The following is an 18,266-nucleotide window of genomic DNA, read 5'->3' as shown; positions in this document are numbered from 1 at the left end:
GTCGAACCCCTGTTACCGCCGTGAAAGGGCGGTGTCCTAGGCCTCTAGACGAACGGGACACTAGATTCTTACTAAGTAAGAATGGTGGAGCTAATCGGGATCGAACCGATGACCTCTTCACTGCCAGCGAAGCGCTCTCCCAGCTGAGCTATAGCCCCTCAAAGCTCTAATAAAGACATATCAATCTGTGTGGACACTCATCGTGAGTAATCATCGTATAAGGAGGTGATCCAGCCCCAGGTTCCCCTAGGGCTACCTTGTTACGACTTCACCCCAGTCATGAACCACAAAGTGGTAAGCGTTCTCCCGAAGGTTAAACTACCTACTTCTTTTGCAGCCCACTCCCATGGTGTGACGGGCGGTGTGTACAAGGCCCGGGAACGTATTCACCGTGGCATTCTGATCCACGATTACTAGCGATTCCGACTTCATGGAGTCGAGTTGCAGACTCCAATCCGGACTACGACGCACTTTTTGGGATTCGCTCACTTTCGCAAGTTGGCTGCCCTCTGTATGCGCCATTGTAGCACGTGTGTAGCCCTACTCGTAAGGGCCATGATGACTTGACGTCGTCCCCACCTTCCTCCGGTTTATCACCGGCAGTCTCCCTGGAGTTCCCGACATTACTCGCTGGCAAACAAGGATAAGGGTTGCGCTCGTTGCGGGACTTAACCCAACATTTCACAACACGAGCTGACGACAGCCATGCAGCACCTGTCTCTCAGTTCCCGAAGGCACAAGACTGTCTCCAGTCTCTTCTGAGGATGTCAAGAGTAGGTAAGGTTCTTCGCGTTGCATCGAATTAAACCACATGCTCCACCGCTTGTGCGGGCCCCCGTCAATTCATTTGAGTTTTAATCTTGCGACCGTACTCCCCAGGCGGTCTACTTAACGCGTTAGCTCCGAAAGCCACGGCTCAAGGCCACAACCTCCAAGTAGACATCGTTTACGGCGTGGACTACCAGGGTATCTAATCCTGTTTGCTCCCCACGCTTTCGCATCTGAGTGTCAGTATCTGTCCAGGGGGCCGCCTTCGCCACCGGTATTCCTTCAGATCTCTACGCATTTCACCGCTACACCTGAAATTCTACCCCCCTCTACAGTACTCTAGTCTGCCAGTTTCAAATGCAATTCCGAGGTTGAGCCCCGGGCTTTCACATCTGACTTAACAAACCACCTGCATGCGCTTTACGCCCAGTAATTCCGATTAACGCTCGCACCCTCCGTATTACCGCGGCTGCTGGCACGGAGTTAGCCGGTGCTTCTTCTGCAGCTAACGTCAAATCCATACGCTATTAACGTATGAACCTTCCTCACTGCTGAAAGTACTTTACAACCCGAAGGCCTTCTTCATACACGCGGCATGGCTGCATCAGGCTTGCGCCCATTGTGCAATATTCCCCACTGCTGCCTCCCGTAGGAGTCTGGACCGTGTCTCAGTTCCAGTGTGGCTGATCATCCTCTCAGACCAGCTAGGGATCGTCGCCTTGGTGAGCCCTTACCTCACCAACTAGCTAATCCCACCTGGGCATATCCTGACGCGAGAGGCCCGAAGGTCCCCCTCTTTGGCCCGAAGGCATTATGCGGTATTAGCCATCGTTTCCAATGGTTATCCCCCACATCAGGGCAATTTCCCAGGCATTACTCACCCGTCCGCCGCTCGACGCCCTTAACGTTCCCCGAAGGTTCAGTTAAGTCGTTTCCGCTCGACTTGCATGTGTTAGGCCTGCCGCCAGCGTTCAATCTGAGCCATGATCAAACTCTTCAATTTAAAAGTTTTGATTCCCTAAATTAATAGGGTAAGGCTTAATGAATACTGACTTCAAAACCACTGTGTAATTTTAAAGCTATTATCGTTCCAACAGAACGATAATGAATTGACTGTGCCAAGACTAAGTTTCCTTTTTCAAAGAAAGCTAATCTCGTTTGGTCACTTCGTTTCATTGAAACCTAATTTGAAGCCTAAGCTTCTAATTGGATTATCATCAACGAGTGCCCACACAGATTGATAGGTCTATATTTTTAAAGAGCTTCTCTCCTTTGTGACTTACATCACTTCGAAAGAGGCGGCTATTGTAGCGAGTTAAAGTTTAGTGTCAACCACTTTTCTCAAACTTTCTTCAAACGTTTCCGCTTGGCTACTTAACCGTGTCAACCTTTCTTGAACCCTTGTGAGCTCTTGCCCTGTCGACGAGGAGGCATTATAGAGATCGCGCTCACATTGGCAAGCGTTATTTTGAAAAAATTGCAAAAACAACGATTAACAGACCAACTTTCATCCAAAGCCTTATTTATCCATCTTTACCCCTAGAAAACAAACACAATACCCACAGACTTATCCACATTTGCCATTTGGAGATACAAAAAGGGCCGCTTTCGCGACCCTTCTCTTTCTATATATAAGCAAACAGATCAGATTCCCGAACCATCTTGCTCTCTATCATCTTCATGGAGACCACATTCTCGCTTCAAACCAAAGAAACGCGTTTCTTCTTCTGCCATTCCCGGTTCCCACTTCTTAGTGGTATGGGTATCCCCCACCGAAAGGTAGCCTTCGTCCCATAGTGGATGGTATGAAAGTCCGTTCTCTTCTAAATAGTAGTGAACATCTTTATTACTCCAGTCGATCACTGGTAAGAACTTGAACACACCATTTTGCACAGAGAGAATTGGTAAGTTGGTACGTGATTTAGATTGTTCACGGCGCAAACCAGAAAACCATGTCCCCGCTTTTAACTCATCTAAAGCACGGCGCATAGGTTCCACTTTATTAATCTTGTTGTACTTCTCTATACCATCGATACCTTGTTCCCACAATTTACCGTAACGCGCCTCTTGCCAGTGCGCGCTTTGCGCAGAGCGGTACACTTTTAAGTTCAGTGTCAACTGATCACTTAATTGATCAATGAAACGGTACGTCTCCGGAAACAAATAACCTGTGTCCGTCAATATAACTGGAATATCAGGTTTCTGCTGAGTAACAAGATGTAGCATAACCGCAGCTTGGATACCAAAGCTTGATGATACGACGAACTTACCTTCTAGGTTTTCGAGTGCCCAAGCAACTCTTTGCTGTGCAGTTAGCTGTTCTAACTCCGCATTAATTTCTGCAAGACGGAGAATCTGCTCCGTCTTAGTCAATGAGAGCAGTTCTGCTAACTTCGGTTTGGAAGCAACAGAATCAAGCATGTAAATCCCTCTTAGATACTTTAACTTCTTGGATGATTCCAGCTCGGATTGTGAAATCACCAAACCCTTCGTCAGCTTCACGCTCTTTAGCCCAGCAGCCAACTAGCTGATCAATTTCTTCAAGTATCTGTTTGTCTGTGATGTTCTCTTTATACATCTTCGGAATACGCGTTCCCGCTCGGTTACCACCGAGGTGAAGGTTATAACGACCAGGCGCTTTACCCACTAAACCAATTTCGGCCAACATTGCGCGGCCACAACCATTTGGACAACCTGTAACGCGAAGGATGATATTTTCTTCTTTTGGCAAACCGTGTTTCTCAAGGATGCCTTCTACATCAGTCACAAACTGAGGTAAGAAGCGTTCCGCCTCTGCCATTGCTAGAGGACAAGTTGGGAATGCCACACACGCCATTGAGCTTTTACGCTGTTCACTGACATTATCATCAATCAAACCGTGCTCACGCGCAATCTTCTCTATCTTCGCTTTGTGGCTCTTAGCCACACCAGCAACAATTAAGTTCTGGTTCGCTGTCATACGGAAATCACCTTTATGGATCTTGGCAATTTCAGCAACACCGGTTTTCAATGGTTTACCCGGGAAGTCCAGTAGACGACCGTTTTCAATAAACAACGCTAAGTGGTGTTTACCATCGATACCTTCAACCCAGCCGATACGATCGCCACGATCTGTGAACTCGTATGGACGGCTATCGCCAAACTTAACGTTAGCACGCTTTTCTACTTCCGCTTTAAATACATCAATACCAACACGGTCTAGTGTGTATTTAGTTTTAGCGTTCTTACGGTTTGAACGGTTACCCCAGTCACGTTGAGTCGTTACGACTGCAGCTGCAACATCAAGTGTCTTTTCTAATGGAACAAAACCAAAGTCATCGGCACGGCGAGCATAAGTAGAAGTATCACCGTGAGTCATTGCTAGACCGCCACCGACTAAGACATTAAAGCCCACCAGCTTGCCGTTCTCACCAATAGCGACGAAGTTCAGGTCGTTAGCATGAACATCAACATCGTTTTGCGGCGGAATCACAACCGTTGTTTTGAACTTACGAGGTAGGTAAGTCTTACCTAGAATTGGCTCATCATCGTCGGTTGTTTCTACTTTTTCACCATCTAACCAAATTTCCGCATACGCTTTAGTCTTAGGTAATAAATGCTCACTGATTTTTTTCGCCCATTCGTAAGCTTCTTGGTGTAGCTCAGATTCAACTGGGTTAGTGGTACATAAAACATTTCGGTTAACGTCACCCGCTGTCGCGATGGAATCAATACCAATGCTGTTCAGCGTTTGGTGCATCAGCTTGATGTTCGGCTTCAGAACACCGTGGAACTGGAACGTTTGACGTGTGGTCAGACGAATACTGCCATACAGAGATTGTTCTGTTGCAAATTTATCAATCGCTAGCCACTGCTTTGGTGTGATGATGCCCCCTGGCATACGAGCTCGAAGCATTACATTATGCAAAGGCTCTAGCTTTTGCTTAGCACGTTCGTTTCTAATATCACGGTCATCTTGTTGATACATACCGTGGAAACGAATTAGTTGAAAGTTATCTGCGGTAAAACCACCAGTAATTCTGTCTTGAAGATCTTGCTCAATCGTCCCGCGCAGGAAATTACTTTGTGTTTTTAGACGTTCGTTATCGGAAAGCTTTCCTAACTCTTGGTCTAATACCACCTGTTTATTATTGTCAGTAGAAAAAGTCATTAGTACACATCCCTTTGGTAACGTTTCGCTTTACGCAACTCATTAATAAATTCTTCAGCGTCATCACGCGACATCTTGCCTTGTTGCTCCGCAACAATAACTAGTGCTTCATGGACATCTTTAGCCATACGAGTCGCATCACCACATACATAGATGTATGCTCCTTCTTGGACCCACTGCCACACTTGCTCTGCATTTTCTAAGATACGATGTTGTACATAGACTTTTTCAGATTGGTCACGACTAAACGCGACATCTAAACGGTTAAGTACACCTGACTTTAGGTACTTTTGCCATTCAACTTGATAGAGAAAATCTTGAGTAAAGGTACGGTCACCAAAGAATAACCAGTTCTTACCTTCAGCATCACGATTGTCACGCTCTTGAATAAAGCTACGGAAAGGAGCAATACCGGTTCCCGGCCCAATCATGATTAATGGTGTATTGTCATCTTGTGGTAGTTTGAAGTTATTATTGTTTTCAACAAACACTTTCACTTCACCGCCTTCTTCTAAACGTTGAGATAGGAAGCTCGACGCACCACCAAAGCGTTTTTCATCACCTTTGTCATATTCAACCAAGCCAACTGTTAAATGAACTTCGTCATCGACTTCTGTTTGGCTTGATGCAATCGAATATAGGCGCGGCGTTAAACGACGAAGTAGGCCAACTAACTGTTCAGCGGAAAGTTTGGTTTTCTTCTCAGCTAGCACATCAACAACTTGAGTGTTACCTGCGTATTCGCGAAGCTTATCTTTATCTTCCACCAGCTTCTCAAGCTTTTTACTCGCCGATAACTCAGCAAACTTAGTCACAAGCTGCGGGTTAGCGGCCGTAATTTCATATTTGCTGACAAGCGCACTGTGAATTGAAAGACTCTCACCATCAACTTCAACACTCTCTACACCAGAAAGGCCGACTTTATTGAGGATGGCATTAGCCAATTCAGAGCTGTTTTCAAACCAAACACCCAACGCGTCACCTGGTTGATAGGTTAACCCTGACTCACCTAAATCAATTTCAACATGGCGAACATCTTTGCCTGAATCACGACCAGTGATTTTTTGGCTAGTCAGCAAAGTGGCCGTATATGGGTTCTGCTTATTATAAGGAGAGTGACCAGGTGCAGCTTGACCTACAGGTAGTTGAACCACTTCAGCTTCAGCGCCTGAAGAAAGTGCCTCTTTTACTTTATCTAGTGCTTTTGCGCGCCATTCAGAAGCAGAGGCTTCGTAGTCGACATCACAATCAATGCGATCAATAAACGGCGTCGCACCTAACTTAGATAAAAAGGCATCAAAGTCTTTACCCGTCTGGCAGAAGAATTCATAACTTGAATCCCCTAAACCAATCACGGCGTACTGTAGATTTAGCAATTTAGGTGCTTTCTTTGACTGCAAGAACTCATGGAGCTCAATTGCATTGTCTGGAGCTTCACCTTCACCATTAGTTGAAGCGACAAAAATAACATGCGTTTCTTTGGCGAGGTTCTTACCTTTGTAATCACTGGCGTCAAACAACTCAACGGCAATACCTTGAGCTTTCGCTTCTTGCTCTAACGCTTCAGCAACACCTTTAGCGTTACCCGTTTGAGAAGCAAAAATAATTGATAGTTTACCTGCAGGCTTAGCGACTACTGCTGCTGCAGCCTGATTGATCGGCGCAGATGCCGCCGCTGGTTGAGCTTGTGCTAACCCCCAAAAATAACCACTTACCCAAGCTAGTTGCTGAGTAGATAGATCCGCGACAGTTTGTTGTAACGAGCTTAGCTGCTGATCATTCAACGGCGCTGCGATTGACGGTAGTTCTTGTGGTGTGTTTCCTTGAGAGGACACATTCTTGTTTAAAGACATGGTCTCGACATCCCTATTCATTGCGTGATGATAGATTAACCACTCTTTTTAATAACAAGAAAGAATAGAAGTGAATGTTTTATAACTTTTTGAATTAAAGAACGAAGAAAGTTTAGTCAGCGGCGACTATTTCGCTTCGACACGAACCTGCTTAAACCCTACCGCCATTGCTGATTTTGAAGCGAGGTCGAGATCAACGTAGTGACACTCTTCCCCGTGAGAGTCAGTCAGGAGCACAAACCCACCTCGGGCATGACGAAATTCCACTATCCAACTCCCCTCTTGAGCGGAAGGTTCAATAATGGCTTCAATGAGTTGCTGCTCTCGATAAAGATTTCGAAGTTCAGTAATCGTCATGAGATTCCTTTCTCTGAGGTTAAAAAAATTATTCCTTACTAAGCATGGTCAATCAGAAAAAAAGTGCTAAATGAAATGGGCAGATATAATGAATAGGTATAAAAAAACGCCGCTTTAGAAAGCGGCGTTTTAAGCAATTTTGTATCGCAATTAAAATGCGAACTCAGCACCAAGGAAGAAACCATTCGCGAAGATAAATGGCTTGCCTAGATCTGAATTTTCATTGGCGCTGAAGATATCTTTAGACTCTAAGTCGATCACACGGTAGCCACCGCGAATCGCTAGCGTATTAGAGCCTAATGGTAGACGGTACTGCATACCCGCCATGAGGTCAGTACTCTTGATACCACTGCTGTTACCGAAGTTCATTTCACCGATAATATCGAAGTTAGTATTGGGTACAGTCAGCTCTGCATAACCATACCAAGCCCAAATCGTCTCATCAAAAGTTCGCTGCTCACCTGTCACAGCTTCAACATATTTAGTATTGCCTAAGTCGCTAACCGTAATACCCGCATCAAAGTGCATCAAGTCATGTTCAAGGATTCGGTAATAAAGCGTCACATCTAGTTTATCAAACGCCATGTAATCGGCATCAACCGAACCATAACGGATACGGGCATCTGGCACATACTTAACATCATGTTCGATCGCCGCATATACAGTAGGCGTGGTAGTACTATCACGTTTCGCTTCATTAACTTCCGTGCTTGGCCACCACATCTCTGCGCCTAACTTAGTCGTTAGTGATGATTCAGCGAAGGCTGATGTAGAAATAACAGCAGCTAATGCAGTGACGGTTTTCAAACCCATGAGGTGAACTCTCCAAATATTTGCGTCAATCAGCGTGACCAGACAAGCTGTTGATGGCTAGATAAATATGACATTGCTCAAATTCTATCATATTCAATCGTCTAGCCAGCAAAATTTATCTTACCAGATGCAATTATCTCGGTTGAGCGACATGGTTCTTGAAAAACCAGATCCCCAGAGCAATAACCATAAGCCACGGGATCAGTTTAATCACTGCGCCAATCATCCCTAGCAGCAACATCACAACCAATGAAAAAGCCACACCTGCAAATACCGTTACCATAGTTACGCCAGTAACCAATAGTGTCGCCACAAATACCAAAATAAAGATCAGTTCAAACATATGATTCTCCTTAGTTCTCACTCAATCTACTTTCAGGATGTATGCCAACTCCAAAAAAAACCTAAACAATTGAATTACAAGCAATAAAAAAGAGCGCCAATAAATAGCGCTCTTTTCAATCATTCAAGTTGGTAAATTTAACCAAGCTTAGTGGTATTTTTTACACATCTAACTCTTTTGGTATTTTAGCCAACGCAGCTTCAACGACCTCGATACCCGAACCGGGTTTATGAGCATTTTCACTAATGTAACGACGCCATTGACGTGCACCCGGCATGTTTTGGAACAAACCAAGCATATGACGAGTGATATGACCTAAGTAAGCCCCGTTCGACAGCTGTTGCTCAATGTATGGATACATCTCTTCAACCACTTGAGTGCGCTCTTTAATTGGCTTATCTAAACCAAAGATTTGCTGATCGACCTCAGCAAGAATATATGGGTTCTGATACGCTTCGCGACCAACCATTACACCATCAAGATGCTGCAAGTGCTCTTTGGTCTCCTGTAACGTTTTCACGCCACCATTGACAGCAATCACTAAGTGAGAGAAATCTTTCTTTAGCTGATAGGCACGAGGGTAATCTAGTGGTGGGATTTCACGATTCTCTTTCGGACTTAAACCTGACAGCCAAGCTTTACGGGCATGGATGGTGAACTGCTCACAGCCACCCTTCTCTGACACGATAGACACAAAGTCGGTCAGAAACTCATACGAATCCTGATCATCAATACCAATACGCGTTTTGACTGTTACTGGAACATCAACCACATCACGCATTGCTGCAACGCAATCTGCCACCAGCTGAGGCTCGCCCATTAAGCATGCACCGAAGCGACCGTTCTGTACTCGGTCAGACGGGCAACCTACATTGAGGTTAATTTCATCGTAGCCACGCTCTGCCGCCAGCTTGGCACAAGTCGCTAAATCCTGTGGGTTTGAACCACCTAGCTGTAGCGCTACGGGATGCTCTTCTTGGTTGTACGCTAGGAAGTCACCTTTACCATGAATGATCGCACCTGTTGTAACCATCTCTGTATAAAGCAGAGTTTCGTTAGTCAACAAACGGTGGAAGTAACGGCAATGACGATCCGTCCAATCCAACATCGGAGCAATGCTAAAACGATTAGCCTTAAATCTATTGGGGTTCTTTGATTTATCTAGGTTCATAAAGGATTCACTCAAACTCAGTTTTGCTGCGCTTTGCGTTGAATTGCGTAATTTTGCCGTTCATGGTACACCTATAGTACACCTTTAATTTACTTAGTCGGTACGCCTTTAAGAGAAATAACGATGGCTTCTTTTAGCATTCAAACTCGGACGCTCGCCAGTGGCGAGAAGCGCTATAAAGCGACAATTACTGTCAAAAAGAATGGGCGAATTGTACACCGATTTGCCAAAACACATAAGAAAAAAGCGATTGCTACGGCTTGGGCAAAGAACCAAGTTTCTGAGATTGAAATTAAAGGTCTTAAAACTCAAAGGCCTACCACCATTGCAGAGCTACTCGATTGTTATATAGCAGAGCGCGACTTGTGGGATAACACAGGGCGTACCAAGCAGTACGTCATTAAAATGCTCCGTGATTGTAATATCGCCAATGTTCAAACTAATAGCCTGACTACCGCTGATCTCATTCAACACTGTAAAGATAGAAAGGGAGCAGGCGCAAAACCAGTGACCATTTATCATGATGTTGCTTACCTGCGTTCTGTAATGAAAAAGGCGAACCCTGTTTTTAACATTGAGGCGAACTACGCTGTCTTTGAAGAAGCAGTGCCGGTACTCATTGATATGAAGTTAGTGGGTAAATCCGAAAGGCGTACCAGAAGACCAACTGAAGGCGAACTTGAGAAGCTAAAGCAAGGTTTGCTTGAGCGCGAAAACTATAGACCTAATGGCCCTACTCGTATTCCATTTATCGACATTTTAGACTTTAGCGTCTTAACTTGTATGCGAATTGGTGAGGTATGCGGCCTACGATGGGAAGACCTAAATCAAGAGAATAGAACCGTTGTAGTTCGTGATCGTAAAGACCCACGAAAAAAAGAAGGTAACCATATGATTGTTCCTTTGCTTGGTGAATCTATGGACATTGTTTTACGCCAAGAACGCAAAGGTGACCGGATATTCCCGTATAACTCTCGAAGCGTTACAGCAGGCTTTCAGAGGGTGCGTAATAGCCTAGGGATAGAAGACTTGCGCTATCATGATTTGAGACGAGAAGGAGCCAGTAGGCTTTTTGAGCTGGGTTACTCGATAGAAGAAGTCGCTCAAGTAACAGGGCACAGAAACCTCAATATTCTGTGGCAGGTGTATACTCAGTTATTTCCTCACAAATTACATAATAAGAGCTCATAAAATTTCAAGCTCACCACACAAAATTGTTCAAATTTTGACTTTTAGTGCTGTTAACGAGTTGTACAAAGTGATACTGTGGGCATAACAAAAAGCAATAAATCGCAGTTTAACGCAATTTATTGCAAGTTGTTGCTTAACATTTAGACTGAATTGGCATAGAATCCGAGCCAATTTTCTAAACATCAGTCTGGCCCAAAAATGACAACACAAAAGCAACAAGCCAATGAGCAAGCTGTTTATCAGCGTATTCAGGATTTAGTGAAGTTTGCACGTAGTGTACTTCATCTACCGTTTATCGAGTTAGACTTAGTGAACCCATCATTCACTGTTCTAGCTAAAACATGCGACTTAATTGCAGCAATTTTACGCCAAGAAGCTAAAGGTGCTGAAGCCAAACAAGCTGAACAAGTTGCTGATTATATGCGAGATATCGCTATTGCAATAGTTGATCGTGATGATGAAGCCATTGTCGATCACATGTGCATCCTTGATGAGTTTTTAGAGCAAAACAATGCAAAGACTCAAGGTACTACTACTATTAAAGTAGTTAAATAATTTTCTATACAAGTGAGAGGTCACTAGGAGTACAACTATGAGTAATGAAAGCTACAAGACTATTATGTCTTTATTAGATGTTGTTGAAGCAGAGCTTAATAAAATTGCTGAAGTGGTTGGTCATGTTAGTTTTGAAAAGTTCATGGCTAACGAAGAAAAGAAGCAAGCAGCATAATTAAGCTTGAAGACTTCCAGTGAAAAGGAGCCTATTGGCTCCTTTTTTGTATTTAAACATTTACAATACTATCTAACAAAACGCCTTCTCATGCTCTCCCAATCAATACATTCTGCACCGTAAACTACCTTACTTTTTAAATTTGCTGATTGTTTCGAACACTTTATCGGCCGTTTCTAATGTCAGTTCTGTTGGATGCTTGCTCTTATGAACCATTTCAAGAATATCATCGAGACTCATAAACATATCAGCCAGTTTTTTATTAGTCTCCAGTTCAAGCTCTGGGTCTGTTGAGTGGACTAGTTGAGACACAAATGAGCTACCTCCACGCAAAAAGCCGTCTAAGTGTGTATAGCGCAGACGAATCATCATGTAGGTTCGATACTGAGAAAAATGAAACAGTGAGATAAACAGTAAAGAAGTAATAATGCTTCCCTTCAAAATATAACTGTTTATCCCCTCAATGCCTGTAAGATAAAAGTGTTCTAATAAGACAGCTATAGGAATACAAACCAACGTACCAATAAAGAATCTCATAAACCATGTTTCCTTACTTCTTGCAGCGCTTAGTTCATTCTCTATGTTAACTCCAAAATCTTCAGCCTGCTTTAAAGTGGATTTAAAGTCCTTAAGCTCGTCAAGTCCTTCTTGAAAATCTTCTCGAACTTTCTTAGTTAACTCCTCAATGCGTTTTTCAGTATTTGCAAAAATAGAGACTTCTAGCTCTGAAATACGGTTTATAAACAGTTCTTCCACTCGAAGGATTGAAGAATACTCATCGGTTAACAGTTTAAGCGACTTATAATGCTTTAAGAATATCTCTAGCTTAGACAGAAGCGAAGGGACTTCCTCAGAGTGATTAGCACTTCGATTACTCACCATGCTGTTATTAAAGGCAGTTGAAGCCTGACTAAGTTGACTAGATGCTGTCGTTACTTTTTGTAATGCATTCTTATACTGCTCTTTATCAGCCTCTGGATGTCCCTCAAGGAGAGATAGATACCTCTGTTCTGTATTCCATTCTGAAACAATTTGTCTAATGGTGTTTCCTATAACTTGCGGGGTCGCCTTTCTTAATTCTTCGATATTTACATCAATCATAAATCTACTTACAACCTTACCCTAAATAAAACACACCAATACTCATTGACTACGCTTCTTGATTAAGGAGCTTGTTTTCAAGAAGCTTTTGCTTACTCTGCTCAAGCAACTTCGTACTGTTTTGTTCATCCATCTCATAAACCTTGTCATTGACTTCGATACTAGGCTGATCACTTAACAGCACGTCACTAGAACTCGCTAACTTCTTCAGTGTACGGTGAATATTTTCCTGCATATCTTCAACGTTGCGGCCCTCTTGCTTGAGCTTCTTACTTAACTCAAACATCATATCGAGCGTTTCAACCTTTTCTTTCATCTCGACAATATCTTTGTTTGCTGGATAATTAGCGATGTAATAGGCTGAGCCTGCACTAATTACAGCCGTAAGAATATTAACAATCAATTGATTACCCGAAATACGAGCAAGTAAGCTTCCGTCTTCAATGTGTTCAATAACAATTGGATGGTCGGATAGCGATACATTGAACAAATTACCAAGCTCAGTGTACATCTCGTCCAAAGCAACCAACTTGTTACCAAACTGCTTTAATGACGGAACATTGCATAAATACAGTTCTAGCTGCTGCAAGTTCTTATCTAAAGGCTGTGATAGATAACCTTCTAGGATGGTATTAAGTGCTCTTAGTAAATCATCGTACGCTCTCGTTACACGTATGCTCGCAAATGAGAGTCTATAAGCCAGTTCCATTTTATATCTGACACGATAGCTCTCGTGAGCCTGTAAGAACTCATCAACACAATGCAGAAAACTACTAAGCTGCTCTGATAAGTGCGGCCTCGATTCCGAGTGGCTTGTTTCAATCAGGTGCTCTAATTCCATATAACAGCGGAAAAGCTGTCTTGTATTGGTTGAGGATTGATCTTTGCTTATGGCCTCTCTAACTGAGTTTACAATTCCTTGTCGGTGCTGTTGAAAGGTTGCCGTGTTAGAGCTCCCATCAAACGTCTCAAAAGATAAGTTATGAATATCTTGGTGAACTTGATTGAAGATATCTACCGTATTAAACAAACTACTGTAGGAGCCACTCTCTAGTTCCCTTTGGAGGGTAATCAACGTTCGGTAATAAGCTTTTTTATTCACTCGACTCTCTCATAAAATCAGTGTTGGTATTTCTTAAAGCATTAAACATTAAGCTAACTGGATAAATCATCTATTTGGGGAGTTATCAATGGCTGCTTTTAAGTCGGCAATGTCATCCTTTAAGGATGATATTTCATTGCGAAGATTTGTGATCACATGCATATCTTGTTTGTCTGAGTCTTCTTCTAAGAACCAAGATGCGACAAAACCTGTAAACGTACCGAACAAGCCTACTCCTGCGGTCATAAGAACAGCCGCAACAATTCTTCCTTCATAGGTCACCGGATAGAAATCGCCATAACCTACTGTCGTAATCGTAACGAAAGCCCACCAAAGAGCATCACCAGCATTATGGATGTTTGAACCATCTATGCCTTTCTCAAGCTGAAGCATGGCGATAGCACCAAAGATAACAAGTATTACTGACACCGCAGACACTAAAGAAAAAGTACCCTGAGTCTTGTTGCGAAATAAATAGTAGAGAATCATTTTTGTTGATCGAACAGCCCTTAATATCCGAAGGACTCTCACTACTCTTACAATTCTTCCGTAACGGAACATATCAAGCATTGGGATACTAGATAGCAGATCTATCCACCCCCATTTCATAAAGTGTTTTTTACTTTCTGCCCTCTTTAGCCGAATGAAGAAGTCAGCAAGAAACACTAAACATATAATGTTATCGGTAATTGCTAATATTTCAGTCACATCGGGTGGTAGCTTGAATACGCTCTCAGCAAATAATGCCACTAACACGTATATTGAAAGAACCAAAGTAAAGAATTGAAAGGGACCAAAATCAATGGCCTCCTTTTCTATTGATTTATTTGTCATTTGCTTAGCCAACAAAAAAGGCACCCTTTCGGATGCCTTTGTTTTTCTAGACCACCGTTTTCATAACGATGGTGACCACTTTTCCTATTACCGCGAACTCTTGGAGCTTTTCGCCATTCACGATAAAGGGTAAATACTCTTCTTTGTTATCTGAAATGACCTCATAACCTTCAGCCATTATGTCGTATTTCAGACGTTTGATGTAAACATGCTTGCCGATTCGAACGACATACACGCCATGTTTTACTGGGTGTTCTAACTCTCTTGTGTCTACTAGAACCTCGTCACCATCACTCAACGTGTCTTCCATCGAGTCACCATGACAAATCACAATTCGAGCAGTGTTCTCGTTTAGTCCATATTGCTTAAGACGAGAGCAAGGTAATAGCTCAGTCCTTAACTGATATTCAGCATCATTTTGAGCACCAAAACCACAAGAGGCATACACGTTATAGACAGGAACAGCGCACAACTCACCGACTTGGGAGAGGTCTTTAATCGCTTTTACGTTAGAGATCTCCGTCACATTATCGGGAATAACCTCAGCACCAAACTTCGCACGTAATTCTGCTAAATCTTGCTCGTCAAAACTTGAGATATGGTATTCAAGCGCCCGAGACATTCCCTTTGTTTTACGGGACTTCCAGCCTTCTCTTCGGGCTTTCTGGGAAATGCCAGCAGACGAATTTGGCATACCAGGTAAGTCCATTAAATCCGAACTTAAGAACCATTCCTTCATAAATAGATCACCAAATGAGCTTGACCAACATGGCAAGCTAAAGCAGAATAAAGCTAAATAACGCAACGTAACAAACTAAGTAAAGCAAATTCCACAGAGCCGATACTTTAGTTTGCTTAATTTTACTTTATCACGCTTTGCGGCGTGTCTCTATATGAGGTGATGTATGAATATCAAATATGCGCTCCATGCAACCTTTGGAAAACCAATCATTCCAGTTAGTGAAATTTGCGAAGAGTTCTTTGGCCTAAGGGTTAAGACTGCACATGAGCGAATTCGCGCACACACCTTTCCTATTCCAGCATTTCGTCTAACGGACAAAAACAATGGTGACTATTTCGTCAACGTTGACGAGTTAGCTACTCATATCGAAAAGCAGCAAGCAAAAGCAAAAGAAGAGTGGGACCAAGTGCACTCTACGCACTAATTCCGTTCATTCCGTTTCACTTCCTACAGGGTAAGTATTAGATATGGGTGCGAATAGTTCAATGTGCAGCTACGTAGACGCTGCACAACACAAGTTTGATGAAGCCTGTGTTGCCTTCGCTGACAAACACAACATGTGCCACTTAGCTGATGAAATCGGCATTGAGCGCAATGTTATGCGAAACATGCTGAACCCAGAACAGCCAAGAGTGTTAAAGGTTCCTGTGTTGTTCGCTATCAGCAAAGCGACTGGTGACTACTCTATCCTTTCAGCCCTTCTTCGAGACCTCGATATAGCTGCGGCTCACATCCCTGTTGATGCAAGTGATTACGACCAAGAAACGTTTTTGAAGCGTGTACTTGAGAACTCTGAATGCGCTGGAGATTTCTCACGTATGGCGTTGGAACATGCAGGTGATCAAATCCTGCCACGTTCAACCAGAAACAAAATCATCAACCAAGCACAAAAAGGCATTAGCAATTTAGTGCTTCTAATCAATGACCTAGAAAACCGCACTGGCAGCGCACAGCCATTCTTCGCAATGGGAGTGGACTTAATAGCAAACGGAGCGGCTTTACCGGGTCTTTCTTAACTTTCTACAGGGGTGTAGTTATGAAAATCGAAATTCTTCAAGAGATAAGACAACAGCTTTCTTCATTACAAAGTGATGTTTTATCTATTAAACAACTTCATCAACCGATGATCGTTGCAGAGCCTTCTCTGAGCAAAGATGAGATAGGTGAGCTAATAAAAAGCCACAGAGCTTCTTTTGTTGTTGAACCTACCGCATGTGAACTGATTCAAGCGACGTCAAGCGTATCTGCTTCCGTTACGTCAATAGCCCTAGAAATTGCCGCTATGGCAATCAATCACATGGAGTTTGTACAGACCTTTGTTTATTACTCTGGCGACGTACGAGATATCTGTATTCGCGTGTTCAAGATAAATGCTGATCACCAACCTGACAACCCTGCTCCGCTTCTTGATGAGCACATTTTTCTACATAGCCCAAATGCCTTGAAAGCATTGTTAGACGTTCAACAGCGCTTAGTCGAAATCATTGCTAAAGCTCACTGTGAAAAGAGAGAGGTGTTGGCATGAAAACACAATCAATCAAAATTCAAATTACCACTGTTGATGAGGCCCTTCATTGGCAGAACGTGGCAACTCTTAATATCAATAAATTCCGCTCTAACCCTGTAGAGGGACAAGAGAACTTGCAAAGTAATCTAATACGCATGTGGAATGATGTTCATGCACAAGCTGGCTTAGCGCTTATTGCAATGCAAGAAGAAGTAGAGGTGGCGTGATGAGTTCAACAAATGGCAAAACAATTCCACGTGAACTTTACCCTACTCCTGATGAGTGTGTTGAGGCTCTTCTTTCTAAGTTAACTCTACGCTCAACAGATAAGTTCTTAGAGCCATGCTTAGGTACTGGTGCGATCTACAACAAAGTAGATCTACCAATGAACCAAAAGTCATTTGCTGAAATAGATAAAGGCATTGACTACTTAACAACTGATTTTGGCACTCAAGATGTGATTATTACGAATCCTCCTTTTTCACTTACAGAGGAATTCATTAGAAAAAGCCTTAGCGAGTTAGCCCCTGATGGAACAATGGCATACCTTCAGCGCGTTAATTACTTGGGTTCAAAAAAGCGCCTTCCTTTCTGGTTTGATATCGGCTTCCCTCCAAAGTGCTCAATCATTGTACCTCGCCCTCGTTTTATTGGCGGTGGCTCTGACTCATGTGAATACGCTTGGTTTATCTGGGATAACGGTAACCGTTTCGATATACCGCAAGGCCTAAGCCATATCGTTTCGGCTGGTCATGAGGTGACAGCATGAGCAAGTTAATTACCTCTCTACACCTTGGCGAAGACCAAATTCGTATTTTTGAAGGTCGCACTTTGACGTACGAAAAATGCGCTGTGGTTTCTTTCTTAGGTAAAGGCGGTTGGGGCGTAACCATGAACATTTTTCCAGAACATGTAGACACGTTCCTCAATACACCATCAATGCAAACGAGTTTCTTAGCGTTCGCCAAAGAAAAACTAGGAGTGACAGCATGAGTATTGCTAAAGGATGGTTTCAACAAGTTAAACGCGGTGAAGAACATTACCAATATGGAAAACATCACCCTAGTTACGTCAATGTTCTCGGTCAAACTTTCGGAAAGCTAACAGTTATCGAGCAAGAACCAGGTCAAGGCGTAGTTTGCAAATGTGAGTGTGGGAACATTCACACTGAAAAGTACACCGTAGATCTGAGACGTGGTCACCGTAAAAGCTGCGGAAAATGCAACAACATGGGTAACCCAAAGTTTAAGCGTGAGGAGGATGAAGTAATCTTGAAGTGGGCGGGGCTAAAGTCCACCGAAGAGATCGCGCAGTTAGTGACTCAACTTGAGTATAGAAAAGCAACAGTTCCAACAATCAAAAATCGTGTAAAAACTCTCAATAAGTATCGTGGTGAAAATGACAAAATTTCGCTTCGAAGAAAAGGAGAGTTATACCCACATTCAAAAGGTTCTGATCATGAAATAGAGCTTTGTCGTCAGCTCTATGATGAGGGACTGACTCCAAGTCAAATTGCAGACAAGATGGAGTTTTCTCGTTCACATGTAAGCAGCATTGTTTACTACCACTCAAGAACTGAATCCGCAAATGGTTGGGGGTAACAG

At 43.1% G+C, this 18,266-nt stretch carries 21 protein-coding genes, 1 tRNA gene and 1 rRNA gene; 10 read left to right on the top strand and 13 right to left on the bottom strand.

Features of this window, described 5'->3' with window-relative positions:
• Nucleotides 1-82: 82 nt before the first annotated feature.
• The 9 genes from ACU01J_RS03870 to dusA form a co-directional block, all read right to left on the bottom strand.
• Nucleotides 83-158 (bottom strand) — tRNA-Ala (locus ACU01J_RS03870).
• Nucleotides 159-218: 60 nt separating this feature from the next.
• Nucleotides 219-1,771, bottom strand: a 16S ribosomal RNA gene (locus ACU01J_RS03865).
• A gap of 641 nt (nucleotides 1,772-2,412) precedes the next feature.
• Nucleotides 2,413-3,189, bottom strand: a complete 777-nt coding sequence (locus ACU01J_RS03860; RefSeq protein WP_481084474.1) for a phosphoadenylyl-sulfate reductase — start codon at nucleotides 3,187-3,189, stop codon at nucleotides 2,413-2,415.
• Entirely contained in the window at nucleotides 3,182-4,918 is a 1,737-nt protein-coding gene (cysI, locus tag ACU01J_RS03855) for an assimilatory sulfite reductase (NADPH) hemoprotein subunit (RefSeq protein WP_481084473.1), read from the bottom strand. The genes ACU01J_RS03860 and cysI overlap by 8 nt, the downstream gene beginning before the upstream one ends.
• The gene (locus ACU01J_RS03850) at nucleotides 4,918-6,771 is read right to left on the bottom strand and encodes an assimilatory sulfite reductase (NADPH) flavoprotein subunit (protein ID WP_481084472.1); all 1,854 of its coding nucleotides are present in this window, start codon (nucleotides 6,769-6,771) and stop codon (nucleotides 4,918-4,920) included. The genes cysI and ACU01J_RS03850 overlap by 1 nt, the downstream gene beginning before the upstream one ends.
• Before the next feature lie 126 nt (nucleotides 6,772-6,897).
• Nucleotides 6,898-7,128 (bottom strand): hypothetical protein, encoded by a 231-nt coding sequence (locus tag ACU01J_RS03845; RefSeq protein ID WP_053438841.1) that lies wholly within the window; start codon nucleotides 7,126-7,128, stop codon nucleotides 6,898-6,900.
• Between the two features lie 150 nt (nucleotides 7,129-7,278).
• Nucleotides 7,279-7,941, bottom strand: a complete 663-nt coding sequence (locus tag ACU01J_RS03840) for a TIGR04219 family outer membrane beta-barrel protein (RefSeq protein WP_481084471.1) — start codon at nucleotides 7,939-7,941, stop codon at nucleotides 7,279-7,281.
• Nucleotides 7,942-8,074: 133 nt separating this feature from the next.
• Complete coding sequence (pspG, locus tag ACU01J_RS03835) at nucleotides 8,075-8,284, bottom strand: envelope stress response protein PspG (protein ID WP_481084470.1); 210 nt, start codon at nucleotides 8,282-8,284, stop codon at nucleotides 8,075-8,077.
• Nucleotides 8,285-8,444: 160 nt separating this feature from the next.
• Entirely contained in the window at nucleotides 8,445-9,455 is a 1,011-nt protein-coding gene (gene dusA / locus ACU01J_RS03830; RefSeq protein ID WP_481084469.1) for a tRNA dihydrouridine(20/20a) synthase DusA, read from the bottom strand.
• A gap of 123 nt (nucleotides 9,456-9,578) precedes the next feature.
• Between dusA and ACU01J_RS03825 the strand changes: the two genes are divergently transcribed.
• The 3 genes from ACU01J_RS03825 to ACU01J_RS03815 all read left to right on the top strand — a co-directional run bounded on the left by ACU01J_RS03825 (nucleotide 9,579) and on the right by ACU01J_RS03815 (nucleotide 11,376).
• Nucleotides 9,579-10,646: a tyrosine-type recombinase/integrase gene (locus tag ACU01J_RS03825; RefSeq protein WP_481084468.1), complete on the top strand. Its 1,068-nt coding sequence runs from the start codon at nucleotides 9,579-9,581 to the stop codon at nucleotides 10,644-10,646.
• 198 nt (nucleotides 10,647-10,844) lie between these two features.
• The gene (locus tag ACU01J_RS03820; RefSeq protein ID WP_481084467.1) at nucleotides 10,845-11,201 is read left to right on the top strand and encodes a hypothetical protein; all 357 of its coding nucleotides are present in this window, start codon (nucleotides 10,845-10,847) and stop codon (nucleotides 11,199-11,201) included.
• 37 nt (nucleotides 11,202-11,238) lie between these two features.
• Complete coding sequence (locus ACU01J_RS03815) at nucleotides 11,239-11,376, top strand: hypothetical protein (protein ID WP_481084466.1); 138 nt, start codon at nucleotides 11,239-11,241, stop codon at nucleotides 11,374-11,376.
• Nucleotides 11,377-11,505: 129 nt separating this feature from the next.
• Here the strand turns inward: ACU01J_RS03815 and ACU01J_RS03810 are convergent, their stop codons facing one another.
• The 4 genes from ACU01J_RS03810 to ACU01J_RS03795 form a co-directional block, all read right to left on the bottom strand.
• Entirely contained in the window at nucleotides 11,506-12,477 is a 972-nt protein-coding gene (locus tag ACU01J_RS03810; protein ID WP_481084465.1) for a hypothetical protein, read from the bottom strand.
• Nucleotides 12,478-12,526: 49 nt separating this feature from the next.
• Nucleotides 12,527-13,579, bottom strand: a complete 1,053-nt coding sequence (locus ACU01J_RS03805; protein WP_481084464.1) for a hypothetical protein — start codon at nucleotides 13,577-13,579, stop codon at nucleotides 12,527-12,529.
• A 66-nt stretch (nucleotides 13,580-13,645) separates the two neighbouring features.
• Entirely contained in the window at nucleotides 13,646-14,425 is a 780-nt protein-coding gene (locus ACU01J_RS03800) for a potassium channel family protein (RefSeq protein WP_481084463.1), read from the bottom strand.
• Between the two features lie 34 nt (nucleotides 14,426-14,459).
• Nucleotides 14,460-15,152 carry a helix-turn-helix domain-containing protein gene (locus tag ACU01J_RS03795; protein WP_481084462.1) on the bottom strand — a complete coding sequence of 231 codons (693 nt, stop codon included), beginning with the start codon at nucleotides 15,150-15,152 and terminating at the stop codon, nucleotides 14,460-14,462.
• Between the two features lie 166 nt (nucleotides 15,153-15,318).
• Here ACU01J_RS03795 and ACU01J_RS03790 point away from each other — a divergent pair, with 166 nt between their 5' ends.
• Genes ACU01J_RS03790 through ACU01J_RS03760 form a run of 7 tightly spaced genes read left to right on the top strand, consistent with a single transcriptional unit; the run spans nucleotide 15,319 to nucleotide 18,263 of the window.
• Nucleotides 15,319-15,579: a pyocin activator PrtN family protein gene (locus ACU01J_RS03790; RefSeq protein ID WP_481084461.1), complete on the top strand. Its 261-nt coding sequence runs from the start codon at nucleotides 15,319-15,321 to the stop codon at nucleotides 15,577-15,579.
• A 43-nt stretch (nucleotides 15,580-15,622) separates the two neighbouring features.
• The gene (locus tag ACU01J_RS03785; RefSeq protein ID WP_006073114.1) at nucleotides 15,623-16,171 is read left to right on the top strand and encodes a phage regulatory CII family protein; all 549 of its coding nucleotides are present in this window, start codon (nucleotides 15,623-15,625) and stop codon (nucleotides 16,169-16,171) included.
• Nucleotides 16,172-16,191: 20 nt separating this feature from the next.
• Nucleotides 16,192-16,680 (top strand): hypothetical protein, encoded by a 489-nt coding sequence (locus tag ACU01J_RS03780; RefSeq protein WP_481084460.1) that lies wholly within the window; start codon nucleotides 16,192-16,194, stop codon nucleotides 16,678-16,680.
• Nucleotides 16,677-16,889, top strand: coding sequence for a hypothetical protein (locus ACU01J_RS03775; protein ID WP_481084459.1), 213 nt, complete (start codon nucleotides 16,677-16,679; stop codon nucleotides 16,887-16,889). Before ACU01J_RS03780 ends, ACU01J_RS03775 begins: the two co-directional genes overlap by 4 nt.
• On the top strand, nucleotides 16,889-17,431 hold the full coding sequence (locus ACU01J_RS03770; protein WP_481084458.1) for a DNA methyltransferase: 543 nt from the start codon (nucleotides 16,889-16,891) through the stop codon (nucleotides 17,429-17,431). Before ACU01J_RS03775 ends, ACU01J_RS03770 begins: the two co-directional genes overlap by 1 nt.
• A complete protein-coding gene (locus tag ACU01J_RS03765; RefSeq protein ID WP_481084457.1) occupies nucleotides 17,428-17,655 on the top strand; it encodes a hypothetical protein in 228 nt (75 codons plus the stop codon). Before ACU01J_RS03770 ends, ACU01J_RS03765 begins: the two co-directional genes overlap by 4 nt.
• The gene (locus ACU01J_RS03760) at nucleotides 17,652-18,263 is read left to right on the top strand and encodes a hypothetical protein (RefSeq protein ID WP_481084456.1); all 612 of its coding nucleotides are present in this window, start codon (nucleotides 17,652-17,654) and stop codon (nucleotides 18,261-18,263) included. Before ACU01J_RS03765 ends, ACU01J_RS03760 begins: the two co-directional genes overlap by 4 nt.
• Nucleotides 18,264-18,266: the final 3 nt, after the last annotated feature.

This window comes from Vibrio sp. 2433-A1 (assembly GCF_056726085.1).
Note: the sequence above shows the minus strand (reverse complement) of the source record. Positions and strands in the feature narration are given on the sequence as shown.

Excerpts from the sequence above, each read along its gene's own strand:
- ACU01J_RS03840 (WP_481084471.1), bottom strand. The coding sequence starts at position 7,941 with ATGGGTTTGAAAACCGTCACTGCATTAGCTGCTGTTATTTCTACATCA.
- ACU01J_RS03770 (WP_481084458.1), top strand. The coding sequence starts at position 16,889 with ATGAGTTCAACAAATGGCAAAACAATTCCACGTGAACTTTACCCTACT.
- ACU01J_RS03775 (WP_481084459.1), top strand. The coding sequence starts at position 16,677 with ATGAAAACACAATCAATCAAAATTCAAATTACCACTGTTGATGAGGCC.
- ACU01J_RS03860 (WP_481084474.1), bottom strand. The coding sequence starts at position 3,189 with ATGCTTGATTCTGTTGCTTCCAAACCGAAGTTAGCAGAACTGCTCTCA.
- pspG (WP_481084470.1), bottom strand. The coding sequence starts at position 8,284 with ATGTTTGAACTGATCTTTATTTTGGTATTTGTGGCGACACTATTGGTT.
- ACU01J_RS03815 (WP_481084466.1), top strand. The coding sequence starts at position 11,239 with ATGAGTAATGAAAGCTACAAGACTATTATGTCTTTATTAGATGTTGTT.
- ACU01J_RS03760 (WP_481084456.1), top strand. The coding sequence starts at position 17,652 with ATGAGTATTGCTAAAGGATGGTTTCAACAAGTTAAACGCGGTGAAGAA.
- ACU01J_RS03845 (WP_053438841.1), bottom strand. The coding sequence starts at position 7,128 with ATGACGATTACTGAACTTCGAAATCTTTATCGAGAGCAGCAACTCATT.
- ACU01J_RS03820 (WP_481084467.1), top strand. The coding sequence starts at position 10,845 with ATGACAACACAAAAGCAACAAGCCAATGAGCAAGCTGTTTATCAGCGT.
- ACU01J_RS03780 (WP_481084460.1), top strand. The coding sequence starts at position 16,192 with ATGAAAATCGAAATTCTTCAAGAGATAAGACAACAGCTTTCTTCATTA.
- ACU01J_RS03765 (WP_481084457.1), top strand. The coding sequence starts at position 17,428 with ATGAGCAAGTTAATTACCTCTCTACACCTTGGCGAAGACCAAATTCGT.
- ACU01J_RS03825 (WP_481084468.1), top strand. The coding sequence starts at position 9,579 with ATGGCTTCTTTTAGCATTCAAACTCGGACGCTCGCCAGTGGCGAGAAG.
- ACU01J_RS03850 (WP_481084472.1), bottom strand. The coding sequence starts at position 6,771 with ATGTCTTTAAACAAGAATGTGTCCTCTCAAGGAAACACACCACAAGAA.
- ACU01J_RS03790 (WP_481084461.1), top strand. The coding sequence starts at position 15,319 with ATGAATATCAAATATGCGCTCCATGCAACCTTTGGAAAACCAATCATT.
- ACU01J_RS03785 (WP_006073114.1), top strand. The coding sequence starts at position 15,623 with ATGGGTGCGAATAGTTCAATGTGCAGCTACGTAGACGCTGCACAACAC.
- ACU01J_RS03795 (WP_481084462.1), bottom strand. The coding sequence starts at position 15,152 with ATGAAGGAATGGTTCTTAAGTTCGGATTTAATGGACTTACCTGGTATG.
- dusA (WP_481084469.1), bottom strand. The coding sequence starts at position 9,455 with ATGAACCTAGATAAATCAAAGAACCCCAATAGATTTAAGGCTAATCGT.
- ACU01J_RS03810 (WP_481084465.1), bottom strand. The coding sequence starts at position 12,477 with ATGATTGATGTAAATATCGAAGAATTAAGAAAGGCGACCCCGCAAGTT.
- cysI (WP_481084473.1), bottom strand. The coding sequence starts at position 4,918 with ATGACTTTTTCTACTGACAATAATAAACAGGTGGTATTAGACCAAGAG.